This window comes from Vibrio sp. THAF64 (assembly GCF_009363455.1).
Classification (GTDB): Bacteria; Pseudomonadota; Gammaproteobacteria; order Enterobacterales; family Vibrionaceae; genus Vibrio; species Vibrio coralliilyticus.
In genome coordinates this window covers 1,944,974-1,963,415 of sequence record NZ_CP045355.1, presented here as the reverse complement: position 1 = coordinate 1,963,415, position 18,442 = coordinate 1,944,974, and the positions used below count along the sequence as shown (strand labels likewise).

Sequence of the window (18,442 nt, the reverse complement as noted above, 5' to 3'; positions counted from 1 at the left end):
AAAGATGGCAACCAATAAGAAACCGAACCTAATTTTGCTCCAGCAGCGAACAATCGCATTTCGTCATCAATAACCAAACTAAGATAAAAACATAAAAGCAGGTATTGTGAAGAGCCGCTTTCCAAATGAAGTGCTTTTGTCGACATGCATTTCTAAAGGAATGCGATTGAGAAAAAAGTGGGGTGAGAAGAGTCACCCCAAAGCACACAGCTAATCACGTCTAGATGTCCAAACTAGCTCTGTAGGGAAATGGAGTAACGATAAGCTACAAGACGCCGTAATAGAGCCAAAATTCGTCACTCCGCACCTCGAACTTAACGTGTTAATCCGCTTCACGTTAGTTATTAAGGATGATTTATATTTCTAAATATTTTTGATGATCTAAATAGCGGTGGTTTAATGGACTGGGTTTCTTCCCTGTAGCTCTGTCAGCTCATTAAGGATAACTCTCGTCTCATAATTGAACTGTGTTCAAAATAAATCTATTGGGCTCATCTTTGTTACGGTAATCCTTATAGCTTTAAGCTAATATTACTCAATCTCAAATTCAGAACTCTGGTTATATAGTCGATGAGCTCTTTGCAATCCTTATTTATTGTTGAAGACGACGTAAAGCTTCGCTCAATGCTGGAAGAATACTTCGTTAAACAAGATTTTGAAGTCACTACTTTCGAAGACGGTAGCAGTGCTGTTGATGCTATTGTTGAGCAACAGCCGGATCTACTTTTACTTGATCTGATGCTGCCGGGAATGGATGGCCTGACAATTTGTAGACAGATTCGAGCGAAATACTCCGGTAAAGTCTTAATGTTGACGGCAAGTGATGATGATTTTGACCATGTTGCGGCACTTGAAATTGGTGCCGATGATTTTGTCAGCAAACCGATAAAACCACGCGTATTACTCGCTCGCATGCGGATGCTATTAAGGCGAGGCCCAGTTGGGGAACAGTCTGCTGAGGTAGATTCCAAACCAGTGAATACTCTGACATACGGCCAACTAAGCCTGAATCAAGCGCGCAAAGTGTGTGTTCTTGATGGTGCTCAGGTCAGCATGTCTGACAGCGATTTTGATCTGCTTTGGATACTGGCTAGCACTCCGGATGAAGTGTTATCGCGCGACTTTCTGACCCAAACGTTGAGAGGTATCGAATACGATGGTTTGGATCGTACGATCGACAACAAAGTGGTCAGTTTGAGAAAAAAACTGGGTGACAATTCCGCGACACCTAAACGCATCATCACTGTCAGAGGTAAAGGTTATTTGTTCGTACCAGATAGTTGGTAAAAATTTTTGAGGATAATGATGTATGCGCCGAATCTACATTGAGGCATTTTTCGGGTTGTTGGTGTTGTTCACCCTGAGTCTGGTGGCGTATGAAATCATTATTTATCAACTTAATACAGACTATGACTATGTTCTAGAAGACTTAGAGGGCGCCGCATTCAGGGACGTCCTAATGACAATTTCAGACCATCAAGGTAAAGATCAAGCTTTGATAGTTCTGAATGAGTTTATCGCCAATACTGCGAAAACATTGACGGCTTTTCCGAGTTCAGATGTGCCAGATGAAGTGAAAAACTACTTCACCAATGATCGTATTCACCCATTCACATTTTATGACGACGAGCGTGATTTCTGGTTCATGTTATCGTCACCAGACACCATCTACCGAGTTCAACCTGACGTCGAGTCTGACCTTCGCAAAGCTATAGAGTTTGATGACGATATTCTCTGGGGATTTATTCTGGGCGGTTTCTTTATCTACACCTCGGGACTTATTTGGTTCTTAAGCAGGCGAGTTCGTACTCTTGAAGAGGTTACCATGAAATTCGCGCAAGGTGATTTCAACTCTAGAGCGCCAACGGGCAGTAGACATCGTGTAGGCTCTCTCAATGATAGTTTTAACTACATGGCCGATAAGATTTCCGATCTTATTACCAGTAACCGCTCACTTACCAACTCCGTTGCCCACGATTTAAGAACTCCCGTTTTCCGCATTCAATGGCAGGCTGAAATGCTCCAGGATGAGAGCCTAACTAAGGATCAGCACGATAAAATCGCCAGCATCATTGAAGATACGGAAGAGATGGAGCAAATGGTCGATGAGCTTCTCTATTTCGCCAAGGTAGAGCGCCCAGACTCAGCGCTTAACATTGAAATAATTGAGCTCGCCCCGTTTATGCACGGACTGACGAACAAATTGCCTGAAACTAAATTGAACTTGGTATCGTTAGAGATTCAAGATAATTTGTTTGTCGAGGCAGACAGCGCACTGCTCAAGCGGGCAATCAATAACCTGCTTTCTAACGCGTTGCGCTATGCGGATGAGAAAATCCAGCTTTCGGCGAAGTTAGAAAATGAAACCATCCTATTTACTGTTGAAGATGATGGACCGGGAATCCCAACCGATCACTGGAACTTTATCTTTGACCCTTTCTATAGTGCAGACCCCTCTAGGAACAAAGCCAATACTGGCTTTGGATTAGGACTAGCGATTGTCAAATTGATCGTTGAACGTCATGGTGGACGTGCCGAAGTGGGTGCAAGTTTACTTGGTGGAGCTAAATTTACTCTACAAATCCCACGTATGTCAGATGAGTCTGACAAACGGTGACAAAGGCGTGACAAAGTAAAGATATTGTCAGGATGAATCGTTTTGTACAGTGTTCATAACAAGTTAACACAAGGACAAAACGATGAAAAAGCTAACGATTCTAGTTTCAACTTTAGTAGCGGCAACAGCGGCACATGCCGCCGGTGATACATACATTCGAAACGGTAACATCTATACCAAAGAAAATAGCTGGATTGCTGAACTAGGTGGAGCAGGCGTAAGCGATCTCTACAAGGATCAGAAGCATAACGCGACGCTTCTTGGTAACTTTGGTTACCAAGGCGAAGATTTCAATGCGAGCCTGCAAGGGATCAACTACCGATTCCTTGGTAATACTGGTGATATGTTCAACATGAGTGCCTACTTGGGTTCCTCTGGCTTGATGTATGACCATGACACTTCAGATTTCCTGAAAGGTATGGACAAGCGTAAAGCGAGCCTGGACCTTGGTATCAACGCTGACTTCCACTTATCTCAAGGCACCATTTCTACTTACGCTCAGCATGATGTTACCGATACTTACGATGGCTACCTAGCGGGTGTAACTTACTTCTTGCCAATGAGTGTTGGCAGCATGGACTTAGTCCCATTTGCTGGTTTGACTTATCAAAGCAAAGATTACGTGGACTACTACTTTGGCGTAAAAGACAAAGAAGCGACTCAAGCACGCAAGGCGTACAAGGGAAGCGGTGATGTGTCTTACAACTTAGGCTACAAGCTTATCCTTCCAATTAATGACAGTTGGGAACTTACCCAGACGACGGCTTACACTCGTCTTGGCGACAACATTGCGGACTCCCCAATTGTTGATAGCGCAAACCAGTGGACCGTTGGCGCGACCGTCGCATACCGCTTCTGATCTTAGCGACTATCTCCTAAGGCCTGACTGACCGTCAGGCTTTCCTCCTTCTATTTTTAACCGCTGCGTTTGAGTGTTAGTGAATCTATGTCTGCCAACTACTTCCATTTTGTTAAATCCCTCCCTCGCGTTGCTGAGAGTGTTTACCCAGATATCCGTGGGGTGAAAAAGCTTCGCTATAACGCCCGTTTTTGTTTGTGGTCAATGTTCAAACCTAATGTGTTGAAACAAATGCAGCAGTTGTTTGATCAGCCGGAGTTTCGTCCGATCAAAGAGACAAACCCAAGGATGTTTGAAAAGCCCCTAAAACCATTCGTTTGTCTAAAGTGGCGCCCTCAACAAAGGGCTGCAAAAATCTATGAGCACTTTCAGACGCTACACCAAATGTACGGACGCGCATTCCTCGACTTTTATTCTGAAGAAGGTTGGTGCTTGATGGATATTCAGGATTGCAGACTCAAGTTGTGTGCGGGTCCTGAAAGGGAAGGGTCTTTGGCTTTGAAGTTGGTCGATGAGAACAAACAGGACTTATTCACTTTAGCCTTCAATATTTCATCTTCGCCAAAACGCGAAATCCACATTGGTGCCTTACAAGGGCCAGGTGAGCACATCATTGACCGTGGTGAAATCATTAAACACCTGACGCGTGGAATGCATGGACTTCGCCCAAAAGCCCTTATGCTAGAAGTGCTTTTGATGCTTGCTCGTGAGTGGGGTGTTGAGGCTGTGTATGGCGTGACGAACCGAGGTCATATTTACCAAGCGCTCAGGTATACAGGGTCTAAGCGCTCTAGTATTACGTACAATTACTCTGAACTGTGGTCTGAATATGGCGGCGTAGAGGTATCCAAATATTTGTATCAGTTGCCTCTTAGCACTGCGCGTAAGGATCCTAGCTCATTAAAGAAAACGAAGAGGCGCCTTTACACTAAACGCTATGCCTGGCTCGAAGAGACGCATACGAACATTCAACAGCGCCTTAGCGAGCTGGCTTCCTAGTTACGTAGCGTAGACGCGTCGCGAGCATTTTATCCACACAACTTTGAGTCAAATTAATTGCAATGAGCACTATGTGAGTGCTCATCTTTCTGAAATAAATCGATTGGCCACTTCGGCTTCTTGTTGAACCATTAGTTGATGTGCGGTCAACATGTGTTGTTGCATTACCTGTTTTGCTTTCACTGCATCCCCGGAGCGTAACGCATCGACTAGCGAACGCTGGCTTTCAATTCCGGTATGCCATAATTTATGATTCCCTGCTTCATACAATTTCCGGTATATGGTGAGTTTTGTCAGCATTTGCGCAGTAAAGCGGACAATAAACTTGAGCAGTTCATTGTCTGAGTAGCTTGCAAGGAGGCTATGGAATTCAATGGAAGCGATGTGGTGCTCTCTCTCTTGATAAACATCTTCGGGAGGCTTCTGATATTTGTCGATTTGCTTATCGAGGGCGTTCAGTTGTGACTCGTTTAGCTTACCCGAGAGTGACGCAGCGATTTCCGGTTCAAGTGATAGACGTAGCTGGTATAGATCCGAAATAGATATATCTTTAAAGAACAAATAGTTGCTCATCAATGACTGAGCTTTGCTCTCAGACATTTCACTGACGAAAACGCCACCTTTGGGGCCTGTTTTGGTTGCAAGAATGCCTTGTGCCTCAAGGATACGCATACTTTCTCGAACGGTGCTCTTTGACGCTTCAAAGGTCTCCATGACTTCTGCTTCGTTTGGAAGGCGGTCTCCTGGTTGGAGTGCTTGCTCCACAATCCAATCCTTTATGGACTCCGCTAATTGTTGCGTTCTTCGTCCTTTCGCGCTGCTTACCACTTTAACCTCGCTGCACTTTATCATTTCTCACAAATTTTGAAGCATTTCTGCCGAAAGTCATCTGTTTTCTATCGAAATACTGGACTAAATCGCCCCTAAGTTTCGTTATGAAACTATCCGATTAATGATCTTATCGTACTCACAAAAATGTAATTTATCATGATAAATGTATTTTATTTGCTATTTATCATGATAAATTAAAGTGAGATATGGTCAAAAGTAGAGCGAAAAATGAAGAATTTTAAACAAACAGCTGACCTTGCTTGGGAATGGCTTGAGTCTATTGCTCAATGCAGCCAAACAAGTAATCCCGATAAAGAAGGTGTGACTCGACTATGTGCCACTCTGCAGCATGCGGGTGCCAATCGAAAACTTCGAGATTGGATGACGGCTTCTGGGATGAATGTACATATGGACAATGCCGCCAACTTGATCGGACGTTACCCAAGTTCAAATCCAGATGCCAAAACGCTTATGTTTGGTTCGCATCAAGATACGGTTCCAAATGGAGGCAAATACGACGGTATTCTTGGCGTTATTCTGCCTATTGCATTGGTGAACTACTTTCATCAAAACCAAATTGAGTTCCCCTTTCATATTGATGTCATAGCATTCAGTGATGAGGAAGGGACTCGTTTTCAGTCCACATTGCTTGGCTCCAAAGCGATATCTGGCACCTTTGATCCTCAAATGCTTGATGCGAAAGACGCTGATGGAGTGAGCATGCGAGAAGCGCTGATCTCATTTGGCTGCCAGCCGGAGTTGATCAGTGAAGATGCTTACGATGAGAACAGTGTTCTTGGTTTTGTTGAGCTGCATATAGAGCAGGGGCCGCAGCTAGAGCAGGCTAATTTGCCTGTAGGTGTTGTTACGGCGATGACAGGTATCGAGCGTCATACCTTGTCGATAGTGGGTAAGGCGAGTCACGCTGGTACCGTTCCTATGCACATGCGCCAAGATGCGCTGGTGGGAGCGTCTCAAGTGATTCATATGTTTGATCAACTATGTAAGCGCGAAGAGGACTTGGTGGGTGTTGTAGGCAAAATTGCCAACTATCCAAATGGCGTGAATGTGATTCCCCAACAAACGGATCTTACAATTGAGCTGCGGTCACCAAACGACGCCTCGCGTATCGCAGCAAGAGAAGAGATGTTATCAAACATTGAATCTTTGATGCGCCAATACAATCTCGCATACCAGCATGAGCAAACCTATGAACAGTCAGCGGTGAAGTGTGCAGATTCACTTTCAGCCACGTTAAGTGAAGCAGTGCAATTGGCTGGAATTGAACCTAAGCATATATACAGCGGCGCAGGCCACGATGGATTGGCTGTGAGCAAGCTTACTGATATCGCTATGCTATTCCTGCGTTGTACTGATGGAATCAGTCACCATCCTGAAGAAGCCATATTGCAAGAAGATTTAGTCGCAGCGGCGGAAGTTCTTAATCACTTCTGTCTGTTAATGAAGCAACAACCAGATATTGGCAAGTGAAAACATCAGCCATAGTCGTTGATTTGGCTTTGCTTGCAAGCAAGAACGCTCTTATCTAGCAGCGTTTATCCCTATACTAAGGAGATATTTTGTTATGGACATGACAAACAACATGGAAACCGCTCAAAAGAGGCGATGGTATCAAAACATTCCAGACCCGATGGTTCTAATTTTTATGATTTTGGTCGCAACCTATTTGTTGACCTTTATTGTACCAGCGGGTCAGTTTGAACGTATTGTCAGTAATGGTAAAACGTCCGTGGTGGCGGATTCGTTTACCTATTTGAAAGACGTTCCTTCGGTTCACTTCTTTGATGTTTTCGTTGCTATCCCCAAAGGTTTGATCAGTGCTGCGCCTTATTTGTTCATCGTCTTTATTGCTGGTGGTTTGTTCCACATATTGCAACGAACCGGTGCACTAGAGAACGCGATTGGGGTTGCAGTCAACCGCGCTGGCGTGAAGAAACGCAACATGATCATTACCATCGGGACGTTCATTTATGGTTTCTTCGGTGTTGCGGTAGGGTTTGAAAACAACATTGCGCTTGTCCCTGTTGCCGTTCTGATTTCTGCTGCTGTCGGGTATTCGAGTTTAGTGGGTACGGTGATGGCTGTCGGTGGTATTGGCGTGGGCTTCGCCTTGTCTCCGATTAACCCATATACAGTAGGTGTCGCTCAAGGTATTGCTGAACTGCCAACATTTTCGGGGGCTTGGCTGCGTGTTGTCATGGTGCTCTCTTCACTAGCGCTTTTGTCTTACTATATCTGCGCTCGAGTGACCAAGATGGAGTTTAAAGAGCCAGAATCGTCGGAGGGATTAAGCAAAGATCTATCTGATTACCGTTTAGGAAAAAAAGACAAACTGACGCTTTGCGTTTTCCTTGCGGGCTTGGGTGTGATGCTTTATGGCGTGTTCGTTAATGGCTGGTACATCAATGAAATCGCAGGTCTATTTTTGTTGATGGCCATCGTGATTGGTGCAGTCAACGGCCTGAATGCCAACGCTATTGTCAAACAGATGATGGAAGGCGCTTCAGGTGTCACCGCTGGTGCGTTAGTGATTGGTGTTGCTGCTTCCATTCAGGTGATTTTAGATCAAGCACAAATCATCGACACTATCGTTCATGCGTTGAGCTCACTGATCAAAGATATGCCAATTGCGATCTCGGCAATTGTTGCCAGTGTTGTTCAAGGTGTGATCAACTTGTTTGTTCCTTCTGGCTCAGGTCAGGCAATGGTGACAATGCCAATTCTCATTCCTGTTGCGGATCTGGTCGGAATGAGCCGTCAGTTAATGATTACCGCTTTCCAGGTGGGTGACGGTTTAACGAATCTCATCGTGCCAACTTCTGGTGGAACACTTGCGATGTTAGCTCTTGGCCGTGTCTCTTATGAGCAATGGTTAAAAGCGATCTTACCTTTCATGGTGTTTGTGTACGCATTGTGTTGGGTTGTCCTGTTTATAGGTCAAATGGTGGGCTATTAAGCCTTTTTACTGCAGAGAATTTATGACGATTTCACTTATACATGTAAACCCTAAAACGGGGTTATCTGCATCAATAACAGCAACAGGTGGTGTTGCTGTCGGAGGCTATGTTAATCATAGCTGGCGCAATCTAGGTGGTTGCGCCACCCAAGGCTTGTTCACTAACCCATGGTATGCAGATCTGGCTCGAAAGTGTTTAACCGAAGGCATGAGTGCTGCAGAGACAGTCGATGCTCTGAAAGCGGGGGATGCTGAGTTTTCAAAGCGTCAGTGTCTGGTGATGGATAAAAATGGTAACAGTGCTTTTATCCATGGTAACGACAATGTTCCAGTGACAGGGTCCATTGCCTTTCCAACGTTAGCCGTTGCCGGAAATATGCTGGAGAGTAACTCTGTTCTGGCGGCCCTTGCTGACAGCTTCTTAGAGCAAGTAGCCATTAACGTGGAGTCAGTTAAGGCAGGCGGCGTTCCCAAATATCGTCATGATTATGAAGACCAACTGCCTGAAACCTTGATCTCCGCATTAGAGAAGGCGTTACAAGCTGGCGGGGATAAGCGAGGAACATTTTCTGCGTCATTAAGAGTAGAGAGTATGACGAAGGCGCCCGTTGATATTCGAGTTGATTGGGCGGATGGAGACTTAATTGAAGCACTGCGAAAGGTGTTGCGTCATGTTCGGGGCGCTGAGTTTCAAGAGTTTCTCAACAACTTGCCAAATCAGTAACTACTTAGGTTATGAAGGCAAAGAGGGCCAAGCGGTAACCTGCCGCTTGGCTCTCTCATTTATTGAAGCGCTGTTTCCCGTCTGTTTGCTGCATTAATCAGCAATACACCTACAAGAGGGACAACAATGGCTGCGTAAGGAATCATACTTGCTCCCAGTTGGCTATCCAAAATCGTCCCACCGATAAAGCCTCCAAACGCGTTAGCTAAGTTAAAAGCGGAGATATTTGCTGTTGCCGCTAGTTCCTGTCCTTTACCGCCGTGCTTCATGACTCGCAGTTGCATTGCTGGCACATTGGCGAAAGAAGCAATGCCGAAAATAAAACTTGCGACAACGAACAGCCATTGATTCTCTGATACCAGACCAACAACGATTAGTGATAGAACCATGGCAACAGACCACCAAAGTGACGCCTTTGCTAAATCTTTATCTGATGAGCGGCCGCCAAGGTGGTTCCCGACAATCAGACCAAAGCCGACAACGACCAGAATCCAAGTAACGGCATGTGAAGAGTAACCAGCGACATGCTGAGCAATAGGGGCGATATAGCCGTAAAAGGTCATGAAACCTGACCATGCAAGTACAGTAATAGAAAGGCTGATCAGTAGCATCGGGTTCTTAAAGGCCATGATCTGGTCTTTCACATCAGACTGAGAATGAGCGTGATCGGACTTGATGAACATAAAAATGGCCAAGAATGCAACAATGCCGAGTATTGAAACCGTAATAAACGTTGTGTGCCAGCCAAGCTCAAGCCCTATCCACGTACCTCCGGGAACGCCAAGCACATTCGCGAGTGTTAAACCTGCGAACATTTGACCTACAGCACGACCTGCCATTTTTTCTGCCACCAGGCTAGTTGCGACAACGGAACCTATGCCGTAAAAAGGCCCTTGTACCAATCCAGTAATGACTCTGCTCACCATCAATACGGTATAGTTTGGCGCAAATGCAGAAATTAAGTTGCCTGCGATGAATAGCAACATTAAAAACAGCAAGACGAGCTTTTTATTAAATTTAGCCAGATAGATAGTAAGAATCGGTCCGCCGAACACGATAGCAAGAGCGTAGGCGCTGATAAGATAACCTGCTTGTCCTTCGGTGATTCCCATAGAGCCGGAAACTTGGGTGAGTATCCCGGCAATTACAAACTCTGCGGTGCCGATAGCAAATGCAGAGAGAGTGAGTATCCAAACCTGCAATGGCATTTTCTGATTCGTCATAAATGTATCTCGGTAATGAAATTGATGATTCCATTTTATGTATTTGCTCATTTTTGATAATTGAGTGAGAATTGAATTTATAATTCACTATTTCTGAATAATGCTGGTGAGGAACAATGAACAAACTAGCGGATATGGAATTGTTCACTCTGATCGTCAAGCATCAGGGGTTGGCAAGTGCAGGCAGGGAACTTGGTCTGTCGCCAGCGAGTGTGACATCAAGGCTTCAAGCGCTTGAAGAGAGGTACGGAGTGAAGCTTCTCAACCGCAGTACGCGGCATATTGCGCTAACAGATTCCGGTCTCAATTATTATGAGTCTTGTCTGCAGATATTAGAAAGTGTCCGTGAAGCGGAAGCAAAACTGCATAACACTGCTGTTCAGATAGAAGGGCAAATTCGAATTTCAGCCCCTAAAGATATTGGTAAGCAGTTTGTGATGCCAGCTATCGATACTTTTCAGCAGCAGTATCCCAAAGTTGTGCCTCACTTGCTATTGCATGACAACCTATCGAGCTGGTCGGAAAGCAACATTGATCTCCAGATACGTTATGGTTCTCCTCCAGATAGCGGCATGATTGCCAAAAGGCTAGCCGTAAGTGAGCGTGTTTTAGTCGCATCTCCTGCTTATATTGATAATCACGGCTTGCCAAACGATCCTGAACAACTTCGCTCACACCAATGTTTATCTTTGCTGAGAAATGAACAGGAAATGAAGCTTTGGTACTTCCAGCACAAGGAGTCTGATGAGACATCATCGCATCAGGTGCTGAGCTTTCGTTGTTCAGATGATGGTGAGGTGATTCGGCATTGGGCAAAGCAAGGTGTGGGTATCGCACTTAAGTCTCGATTAGATGTTGAGGCTGATGTTAAGGCTGGCACACTGCAAATCCTACTGCCGGATTTTCGCGTCGACTTTAAACCATTTTCTTCGAACAATGATTCTGAGCTTTATGCGGTGTACCGCGATCGTAAATATCAGCCTAAACGTCTCACACTGTTTTTGAAGCATCTGATTGACGCATTTGCCACGGCTGCAAGGTGAGGGGACGGTGCGGATACCGTTCTACTCGCTCACTCTCATAAGTAGTATCAATAAGGCTCGTTTGTCACTTTTGTGCAAAACAATGAAAATCTTGTAGGAGCAAGGTTAGAGATCTGTCAGACTCTCTAAAGTATAAGAAATCAAATAGTTCAGGGACGATCATGCTAGATGCTCAACTCGCTCAACGAATTGTTGATCGCACAATGCCGATTATTGGCTACAACATTAACGTGATGAACAATGCAGGTCTTGTGGTCGCAAGTGGAGAAAGCTCGCGTATTGGTCAGACACACGACGGGGCATTGTTGGCATTAAGCAGAAAGACTTCAGTTGAAGTGACCTCAGAAGACTGCAAACTGCTTTCTGGCGTCAAACCCGGTGTTAACCTTCTGCTCAAACATAAAAATGCCATTTTAGGTGTGGTTGGCATCACTGGTGAGCCTAATGAGATTCGTGGTGTAGCTGAACTTGTGGCAATGACGGCTGAACTTATCATCGACCAAGCCGACTTATTAGAAAAAGTTCAACGTGATAGACGATACAGAGATGAGTTCATCTTAGCTTGTTTAACAGGGCGCTTGTCTCCCTCCGAAATGCGAGATGGTGCTGAACAAATCTCAGTGAATCCGAGTGATTCGTGGGAGCTGTTGCTGGTAGAGATGCCTACTCAAGATAGCTCCACAGCAACACTCACAGAACGTCTTTACCAAAAACCGGGTCATCACCTTTGTGCTCATTTGTCAGCACGCCATTTAGTCATTTTTGTTCCGACAGAACAGCCCTTGAGTGCAGATAGCGTCAATGAGTGGCTTCACTGGCTAGAGCAGACACCATGTCGAAATCTAAAGGTTTCCACGGGAAAATTTGCCCACCGTCTTGAGGAATGGCAAACCGCTTACAATTCGGCGCTTCAGGTAATGAAAATAGGGAAGGCGGCACGTCCGAAGAATACAGTGTACCTTCTCGATGATTATCAACTGCCTGTTTTGTTAGCACCATTACATGGTACTTGGCAGGGGGAGCAACTGTCACAAATGACAGCGACCTTGGTCGAGCATGATAAATCAGGCCAGCTTATCGCGACCTTGGAGGCCTACTTTGATGCAAATGGCAGCGCAAATGAGACGGCATCCAAACTGTTTATTCACCGAAATACTCTGAAATACCGTTTGGACAAGATCACTGAAATTACAGGATTTGAGACAACAGATTTCTCTCATATGGCGCAGCTTTATCTGGCGATTCAGCTTGGTAAGCTTAGTTGAGTTGTGCATATTTACCGTAATTAGGTTTTATTTAGCTATTATTTTGTTAATTTGCACAATGATACGGTTCTTGTTTTGTTCCATAATGTCTACAGTCATCAGTGGAAAGGAATAGGCCAGTATGAAGATTGTTATCGCTCCAGACTCATTCAAAGAAAGTTTGTCCGCAATAGAAGTCGCTCAATCAATCCAGGCGGGGTTGGAAAGAGTATGGCCTGATGCTGAGTTTTTAAAAGTGCCAGTGGCAGATGGTGGTGAAGGGACGGTTCAGTCTTTAATTGACGCCACTTCAGGACAAAAAGTATTCACTGAGGTAACAGGACCATTAGGTCAACCAGTGCAAGCTTTTTATGGCGTTTTGGGTGACAACAAAACCGCTGTGATCGAAATGGCTGAAGCAAGTGGTTTACACCTAGTCCCAGCAGAAAAACGAGACCCTAAGATTACAACCAGCTTCGGAACTGGTGAGCTGATTAAGCACGCATTAAATCAAGGTGTAACCAAGCTGATTGTTGGGTTGGGGGGCAGCGCGACTAATGACGCTGGCGCTGGGATGCTTGCCGCATTAGGTGTTACTTTCTTAGATAAAACAGGCGAAGAGTTTGTGCCTGTTGGCGGTGCAAGTCTAGCAAACCTAGAAAGTGTTGATACTTCCAAGCTGGATCCGCGACTAAAGCAATGTGAAGTGGTCGTCGCGTGTGATGTAGATAACCCTCTTTGTGGTGATAAAGGTGCATCCGCTGTCTTTGGACCACAAAAAGGGGCAACTGAGCAAGATGTGGCCCTGCTGGATAAATCTCTAGAGATTTTTGGCCAAGTAACAGAAAAAAATGCTGGCGTTGATGTGCTTACTGCGGCTGGTGCCGGTGCAGCTGGTGGAATGGGTGCGGCTTTACTTGGTTACGCTAATGCAGTGTTAAAGCCGGGTATAGAGATTGTTCTGGATACGGTTGAGCTAGAATCGAAACTGATAGGCGCGAATTTAGTGATCACTGGTGAAGGCAAAATTGATGACCAAACGGTTCATGGCAAAACTCCCGTAGGCGTATCAAAACTGGCTAAGCAACTTAATCTTCCTGTTATTGCGATTGCGGGTTGTACTGGAGATAATTTCCAAGCAGTCTATGAGCACGGTATTGATGCTGTCTATGCCTGTTTACCTAGGCCAATGTCGCTGCAAGAAGCATTTGATGAAGCCGCAAGCAATCTAGCAAACGTTGCGGAAAACGTGGCTCGGACTTATCAGATAAGTCACTAGGTTTCAGCGAATACGGCAGTGATTAGCACTGCCGTCATTATGCTGCCACTTTAGATAGACAAATCACACACTGTTGAAACCATGCATAGTGACTCTCCAAAGTCCTAGAAATTCCTTTCGAAGTCAGATAATGGTTCGATTCGAACCTTAAACTATTTTTACCACTTTTCACTAAACGAACGACATCGAACTCAAGGATCTCCTGAACTTGAGGGTAGATAGCTTTGTAGAGTGATTCTTTCGCTGAAAACAATAAAGTGACCGCTTCATTTCGGCTCAGACCTGTTTGAGCAAGCAGATCTATCTCCTCTTCTCTAGCGATAAAAGCGTGAGTATCTTTTACTTCCTGACCTGAAAGGAGACGTTGGATGTCGACACCGATATGATGATCTGCCAGCTTTTCTTTCCTCTCGACCACTGCAACCGCGTAGTTTTCACAGTGAGAAATTGAGCCGCTAAGGTGAGGTGGGAAATTGGGAGAACGATCTAAATTTATGCCTATTTGATGAGATTCTCCAAGGAGAGCAAGAGCATTGTGAGCCGCAGAGCGACCTGCGACAAATTCAGCCTGACGTGAAAAGTGCGCCTTCTGTATGGAATAGGGTAGCTCTTTTCTCGGATAAAGTGACTTAGGGAACAGTGACTTATCGTATGACACGATGCAAACCACCAGTTCCGTTTGATTAACAGTGAATGGCAGGTTTGGAAGCCCTTGAAGCCAGTTTTGTTTATTTTTAGTACTTTCAGTCAGCGTGTTCATTTCTTAAATCTACCGCTCTTAACCTATGCCCAGGCCTTATATATCAACCAAATACCTTAACAATTGTGTATATAATTGCAAATGAAAATGGTTTGCATTTATATATTTACTGTTATATAACTTCCACCTTGTTAATCAGTCGTTTTTTATTGATTAACCCTATGTAAAAAGAGAGTTTAAGGGAACGGATATGCTCGAAGCTAGAAAACTAGCATTTAGCGTTGGCGACAGAAGCTTGTTGTCAGATTTTGATATGAATTTTGAACCAGGCAAGATTTACGCTCTGGTTGGCCATAACGGCTCAGGTAAATCAACGCTACTTAAACTTCTCGCACAGCAACAAAAATCCACCAGCGGAGATGTCTTGCTACAAGGCAAATCAGTTTCCGATTGGTCAGATAAGAAATTCGCTCAGCAAATCGCCTATCTTCCTCAGCATTTACCACCTACCGATAGCCTTTCAGGAAAAGACCTAGTGAGTTTTGGCCGTTACCCATGGCACGGCTTACTTGGGCGTTTAGGTACGAAAGATAAAGAATTCATCCAACAAGCGATGCAGATGACGGATACGGAAAAGTATGCAGACCGCTTGGTTGATACATTGTCGGGTGGTGAACGTCAGCGAGTGTGGTTAGCCATGCTTCTGGCTCAGAGAACTCAATATCTGCTTTTGGATGAGCCCTTGTCAGCTCTGGATATCGCTCACCAAGTAGAAATGCTTGAACTAATAAAGAAACTGGCAACTGAACTCGAATTAGGCGTTCTTATCGTGATACACGATATCAACATGGCCGCTCGCTTTTGCGACCATATAGTGGCACTTCATAGCGGTAAAATGATCGCTCAAGGCTCTGTCTCTGAAGTGTTTAACGAACAGCAGCTAAACGATATTTATGGTATCGAAATGCAGATCACCGACCACGCTGCAGGTTATCCGGTTGCAATGCCATGCTAAACATCAAACGAATGACAATCGCCTGTATTACTACGTTGACGGTAATCATGCCTGCCATGGCTGGAACAGAGGTGTCACAAGATAAATTACGAGTGATGTCCATTGACTGGTCTCAGACGGAAACCATGATTGCTCTTGGCGTTACGCCTGTGGCATCGGCTCAACAGTCGGATTACAACGACTGGGTGAGAAGTCCGAAAATACCGGATGAGACTGTAGATGTTGGCCTGCGCACTCAACCCAACCTAGAAAGATTATCTGAGCTAAACCTAGACACCATATTCCTGTCTCCTCGTTTCGCTTCGCTTGAGACTCAGTTATCTCGTATTGCACCCGTAAAAATTCTTGGCCTGTATAAAGTGGGTGAGGTTAACTGGGAGGCCGTCACTGATTTCACTCGCCGCATGGCAAAAGAGGTTAACGCTGATAAGCAAGCTGAACAGCTTATCGCCAATAGTGAAGCTGAATTGAATGGCCTCAAGGCAGCACTGCCTGACAACCTGCCTCCAGTGCTTTTAGTGCAGTTTATGGACACCAAACATGTTCGAGTATTTGGTGAGAACAGCATCTATAAAGTGGCATTGAATCAGTTAGGCATTCAAAATGCTTGGGACAAAGCCACTAACGCGTGGGGCTTTGCTCTCACAGGTGTTGATAAGTTACAGGGTATCGATGCGCAATTTGTCGTCATAGAACCTCTTCCTGTTGGCGTAAAGGAACATTTAGCGCAAGACCAATATTGGCAGTATTTGATTGGGCAAACGGGTCGTCCGGTAATCACTGTAAAACCAACATGGAGTTTTGGTGGTTTACCCTCAGCGATGCGTTTCGCTAATTTGGTCACCTCTGCTCTGGCTGAGGAGGTCAAACGATGAGAATCTTATCCCTGAGTCTTGTTGCGATACTCGCGGCATTTATGCTGACCATTGCAGGCTTTCAGTTGAATGCCTCTGGCAATTTCTCAGCAGGCATGAATAGCCTGTTCCAAGCAGATTGGATGTCGCCAGAATCGGTTAGATTGCATTTAACTTGGTGGCCTAGATTTTTCACGACACTGATTGCAGGTGCTGCTTTGGCTGCTGCTGGCGTACTGATGCAGCAAGTGTTGCGTAACCCTTTGGCGTCACCATCCACTTTAGGTGTGGCAAGTGGTGCCAGTTTTACTCTGATGATGGCAACCTTGTATGCCCCTTGGTTACTGACATTTTCTAAATCACTGATTGCTTTGCTTGGTGGCGTGGGAACAATGGCGCTGGTATTTGCACTGTCATGGCGTCGTGCTCTTTCACCGACAGTTGTGGTGGTTTCAGGTCTGGTCATTAACCTCTACTTCGGCGCCGTCAGCACTGTCCTGTTGATGATGAATCAGGATAAGCTAGCAGGCTTAATGATTTGGGGAGCGGGTTCTCTCGTCCAGACAGGGTGGTCTGATATTGCTTATCTCGCGCCAAGACTCGGGTTAGCGATTGGTATTTCATTCCTATTTGTTAAGCCGTTAACCTTGCTGGAATTATCTGAAGAAGGCGCGAAAAGTCTTGGCGTGTCTTTGGCTAAGTTGCGCGTTATATGTCTTGGTCTCGCAGTGTTACTGACATCTTGGGTGGTCGCTAAAGTTGGCGTGATTGGCTTCGTAGGTCTCGCTGCTCCAGCGATTGCTCGTGCAACCGGTGTGCATCGTCTTGTGCCTAAGTTAATCGTCTCCATGCTGTTAGGTGGTTTACTACTAACGCTTACGGATCTGCTTATCCAACAGCTCCCAGGTATTGCCGCCATGATTGTGCCAACTGGTGCCGCAACTGCCGCATTAGGTGCACCTCTCTTATTGTGGCTGCTGCCAAGGTTGTCGATGCGTAGTCAAACCCAGACGCAAACAGTCATGACGCGTCATAGTGAGCAAGTTAAGAGCCTCAACCGCCATGCCATTGCATTGGTTGCGCTCGTTATTCCAGTTGCTCTATTTATCTTTAGTACCACTTCAATTCAGAGCTCTGGCTGGCAGTGGCTAGTGTTCTCAGGTGAGTGGAACCTGCTTGAGTGGCGTTGGCCCCGACTTGTTGCCGCCGCCTTAGCTGGTGTGATGTTGGCTACCGCAGGTACGCTGATCCAGCGTTTAAGTGGTAACCCGATGGCGAGCCCTGAAGTAATCGGCATCAGTTCGGGTACCGCTTTGGGTTTGATCATTGCCATGTTCTCTGGCATTGGCGTTAGTCTCGTTGGTTTGTATTTAGGTGGACTTGTGGGCGCGATGGCGTCGCTATCTGTGATTGTTCTTTTGAACCGTAAGTCTGGATTCCAACCAGAACGAGTACTGCTTACTGGTGTGGCTATCACAGCTCTGATGAATGCGGTACAAAGCTTCGTATTGGCAGGTGGAGACCCACGTAGTTACCAAGTTCTAGCCTGGCTTTCTGGCTCAACTTACTTTGTTACAGAGGCGACCTTACTTCCTTTAGCAGTCGCGACTTTCGTGCTTGTTGGCTTTAGTTTCTTAACGGCTCGCTGGTTGGACATATTACCTTTGGGAGAGGCCAGTTCTCGCGCACTTGGAGTGAAAGTAGGGCAGGCGAGAGGTTTGCTATTACTGCTGGTGGCATTGCTGACAGTTAGTGCCACTCTCGTTGTTGGCCCATTGAGTTTTATTGGTTTGATGGCGCCGCATCTCGCTCGTTTGTTTGGTTTTAGCCGAGCTAGAGAACACCTGATTTGTTCAGCGCTTGTCGGTATGGGGCTAATGCTTCTCGCTGATTGGCTAGGACGCCAAATGTTGTACCCACAAGAAATCCCAGCCGGTTTGGTGGCGTCTTTGATTGGCGGTATGTATCTGATGTGGGGGCTTCGCAGACTCTAATTTTTAGTCGTGAGGGAGGCAATGCTCATCTTCCCTCAATGCTGTTTTAAAATTTGTTGATAATGATAATCACAATAATAATT

General features: G+C 45.5%; 16 protein-coding genes. 13 read left to right on the top strand and 3 right to left on the bottom strand.

Annotated features, from left to right (window positions below):
• The first annotated feature begins 570 nt into the window (after positions 1-570).
• From FIU99_RS08945 to FIU99_RS08930, 4 genes are all read left to right on the top strand, one after another.
• Entirely contained in the window at positions 571-1,287 is a 717-nt protein-coding gene (locus tag FIU99_RS08945; RefSeq protein WP_006962401.1) for a response regulator, read from the top strand.
• A 22-nt stretch (positions 1,288-1,309) separates the two neighbouring features.
• On the top strand, positions 1,310-2,617 hold the full coding sequence (locus tag FIU99_RS08940; protein WP_152472191.1) for an ATP-binding protein: 1,308 nt from the start codon (positions 1,310-1,312) through the stop codon (positions 2,615-2,617).
• Between the two features lie 82 nt (positions 2,618-2,699).
• Positions 2,700-3,476, top strand: a complete 777-nt coding sequence (gene ompV, locus FIU99_RS08935) for an outer membrane protein OmpV (protein WP_006962397.1) — start codon at positions 2,700-2,702, stop codon at positions 3,474-3,476.
• A gap of 87 nt (positions 3,477-3,563) precedes the next feature.
• Positions 3,564-4,475, top strand: a complete 912-nt coding sequence (locus FIU99_RS08930) for a VirK/YbjX family protein (protein WP_152472190.1) — start codon at positions 3,564-3,566, stop codon at positions 4,473-4,475.
• A gap of 81 nt (positions 4,476-4,556) precedes the next feature.
• On the opposite strand, the gene FIU99_RS08925 is transcribed toward FIU99_RS08930, so the two are convergent.
• The gene (locus tag FIU99_RS08925) at positions 4,557-5,303 is read right to left on the bottom strand and encodes a FadR/GntR family transcriptional regulator (RefSeq protein ID WP_039952622.1); all 747 of its coding nucleotides are present in this window, start codon (positions 5,301-5,303) and stop codon (positions 4,557-4,559) included.
• Positions 5,304-5,534: 231 nt separating this feature from the next.
• Between FIU99_RS08925 and FIU99_RS08920 the strand changes: the two genes are divergently transcribed.
• From FIU99_RS08920 to FIU99_RS08910, 3 genes are all read left to right on the top strand, one after another.
• The gene (locus FIU99_RS08920) at positions 5,535-6,797 is read left to right on the top strand and encodes a M20 family metallo-hydrolase (protein WP_065739989.1); all 1,263 of its coding nucleotides are present in this window, start codon (positions 5,535-5,537) and stop codon (positions 6,795-6,797) included.
• Positions 6,798-6,891: 94 nt separating this feature from the next.
• Entirely contained in the window at positions 6,892-8,283 is a 1,392-nt protein-coding gene (locus tag FIU99_RS08915) for a YfcC family protein (RefSeq protein WP_006962390.1), read from the top strand.
• Positions 8,284-8,305: 22 nt separating this feature from the next.
• Positions 8,306-9,007, top strand: a complete 702-nt coding sequence (locus FIU99_RS08910) for a DUF1028 domain-containing protein (RefSeq protein ID WP_006962389.1) — start codon at positions 8,306-8,308, stop codon at positions 9,005-9,007.
• Positions 9,008-9,066: 59 nt separating this feature from the next.
• Here the strand turns inward: FIU99_RS08910 and FIU99_RS08905 are convergent, their stop codons facing one another.
• A complete protein-coding gene (locus tag FIU99_RS08905) occupies positions 9,067-10,230 on the bottom strand; it encodes an MFS transporter (RefSeq protein ID WP_039952470.1) in 1,164 nt (387 codons plus the stop codon).
• A gap of 116 nt (positions 10,231-10,346) precedes the next feature.
• On the opposite strand from FIU99_RS08905, the gene FIU99_RS08900 reads away from it, so the two are divergent.
• The 3 genes from FIU99_RS08900 to FIU99_RS08890 all read left to right on the top strand — a co-directional run bounded on the left by FIU99_RS08900 (position 10,347) and on the right by FIU99_RS08890 (position 13,796).
• Positions 10,347-11,273, top strand: a complete 927-nt coding sequence (locus FIU99_RS08900) for a LysR family transcriptional regulator (RefSeq protein ID WP_006962387.1) — start codon at positions 10,347-10,349, stop codon at positions 11,271-11,273.
• A gap of 161 nt (positions 11,274-11,434) precedes the next feature.
• Positions 11,435-12,538: a sugar diacid recognition domain-containing protein gene (locus FIU99_RS08895; RefSeq protein WP_006962386.1), complete on the top strand. Its 1,104-nt coding sequence runs from the start codon at positions 11,435-11,437 to the stop codon at positions 12,536-12,538.
• A gap of 121 nt (positions 12,539-12,659) precedes the next feature.
• On the top strand, positions 12,660-13,796 hold the full coding sequence (locus tag FIU99_RS08890) for a glycerate kinase (protein WP_006962385.1): 1,137 nt from the start codon (positions 12,660-12,662) through the stop codon (positions 13,794-13,796).
• Between the two features lie 37 nt (positions 13,797-13,833).
• Here FIU99_RS08890 and FIU99_RS08885 read toward each other — a convergent pair whose 3' ends face one another.
• The gene (locus FIU99_RS08885) at positions 13,834-14,556 is read right to left on the bottom strand and encodes a 4'-phosphopantetheinyl transferase (protein WP_006962384.1); all 723 of its coding nucleotides are present in this window, start codon (positions 14,554-14,556) and stop codon (positions 13,834-13,836) included.
• Positions 14,557-14,746: 190 nt separating this feature from the next.
• Here FIU99_RS08885 and FIU99_RS08880 point away from each other — a divergent pair, with 190 nt between their 5' ends.
• The 3 genes from FIU99_RS08880 to fhuB are packed head-to-tail and all read left to right on the top strand — an operon-like array spanning position 14,747 to position 18,359.
• Positions 14,747-15,511 carry an ABC transporter ATP-binding protein gene (locus FIU99_RS08880; protein WP_006962383.1) on the top strand — a complete coding sequence of 255 codons (765 nt, stop codon included), beginning with the start codon at positions 14,747-14,749 and terminating at the stop codon, positions 15,509-15,511.
• On the top strand, positions 15,505-16,386 hold the full coding sequence (locus FIU99_RS08875; protein WP_039952466.1) for an iron-siderophore ABC transporter substrate-binding protein: 882 nt from the start codon (positions 15,505-15,507) through the stop codon (positions 16,384-16,386). The genes FIU99_RS08880 and FIU99_RS08875 overlap by 7 nt, the downstream gene beginning before the upstream one ends.
• Positions 16,383-18,359 carry a Fe(3+)-hydroxamate ABC transporter permease FhuB gene (gene fhuB, locus FIU99_RS08870; RefSeq protein ID WP_006962380.1) on the top strand — a complete coding sequence of 659 codons (1,977 nt, stop codon included), beginning with the start codon at positions 16,383-16,385 and terminating at the stop codon, positions 18,357-18,359. Before FIU99_RS08875 ends, fhuB begins: the two co-directional genes overlap by 4 nt.
• The last annotated feature ends 83 nt before the right edge of the window (positions 18,360-18,442 follow it).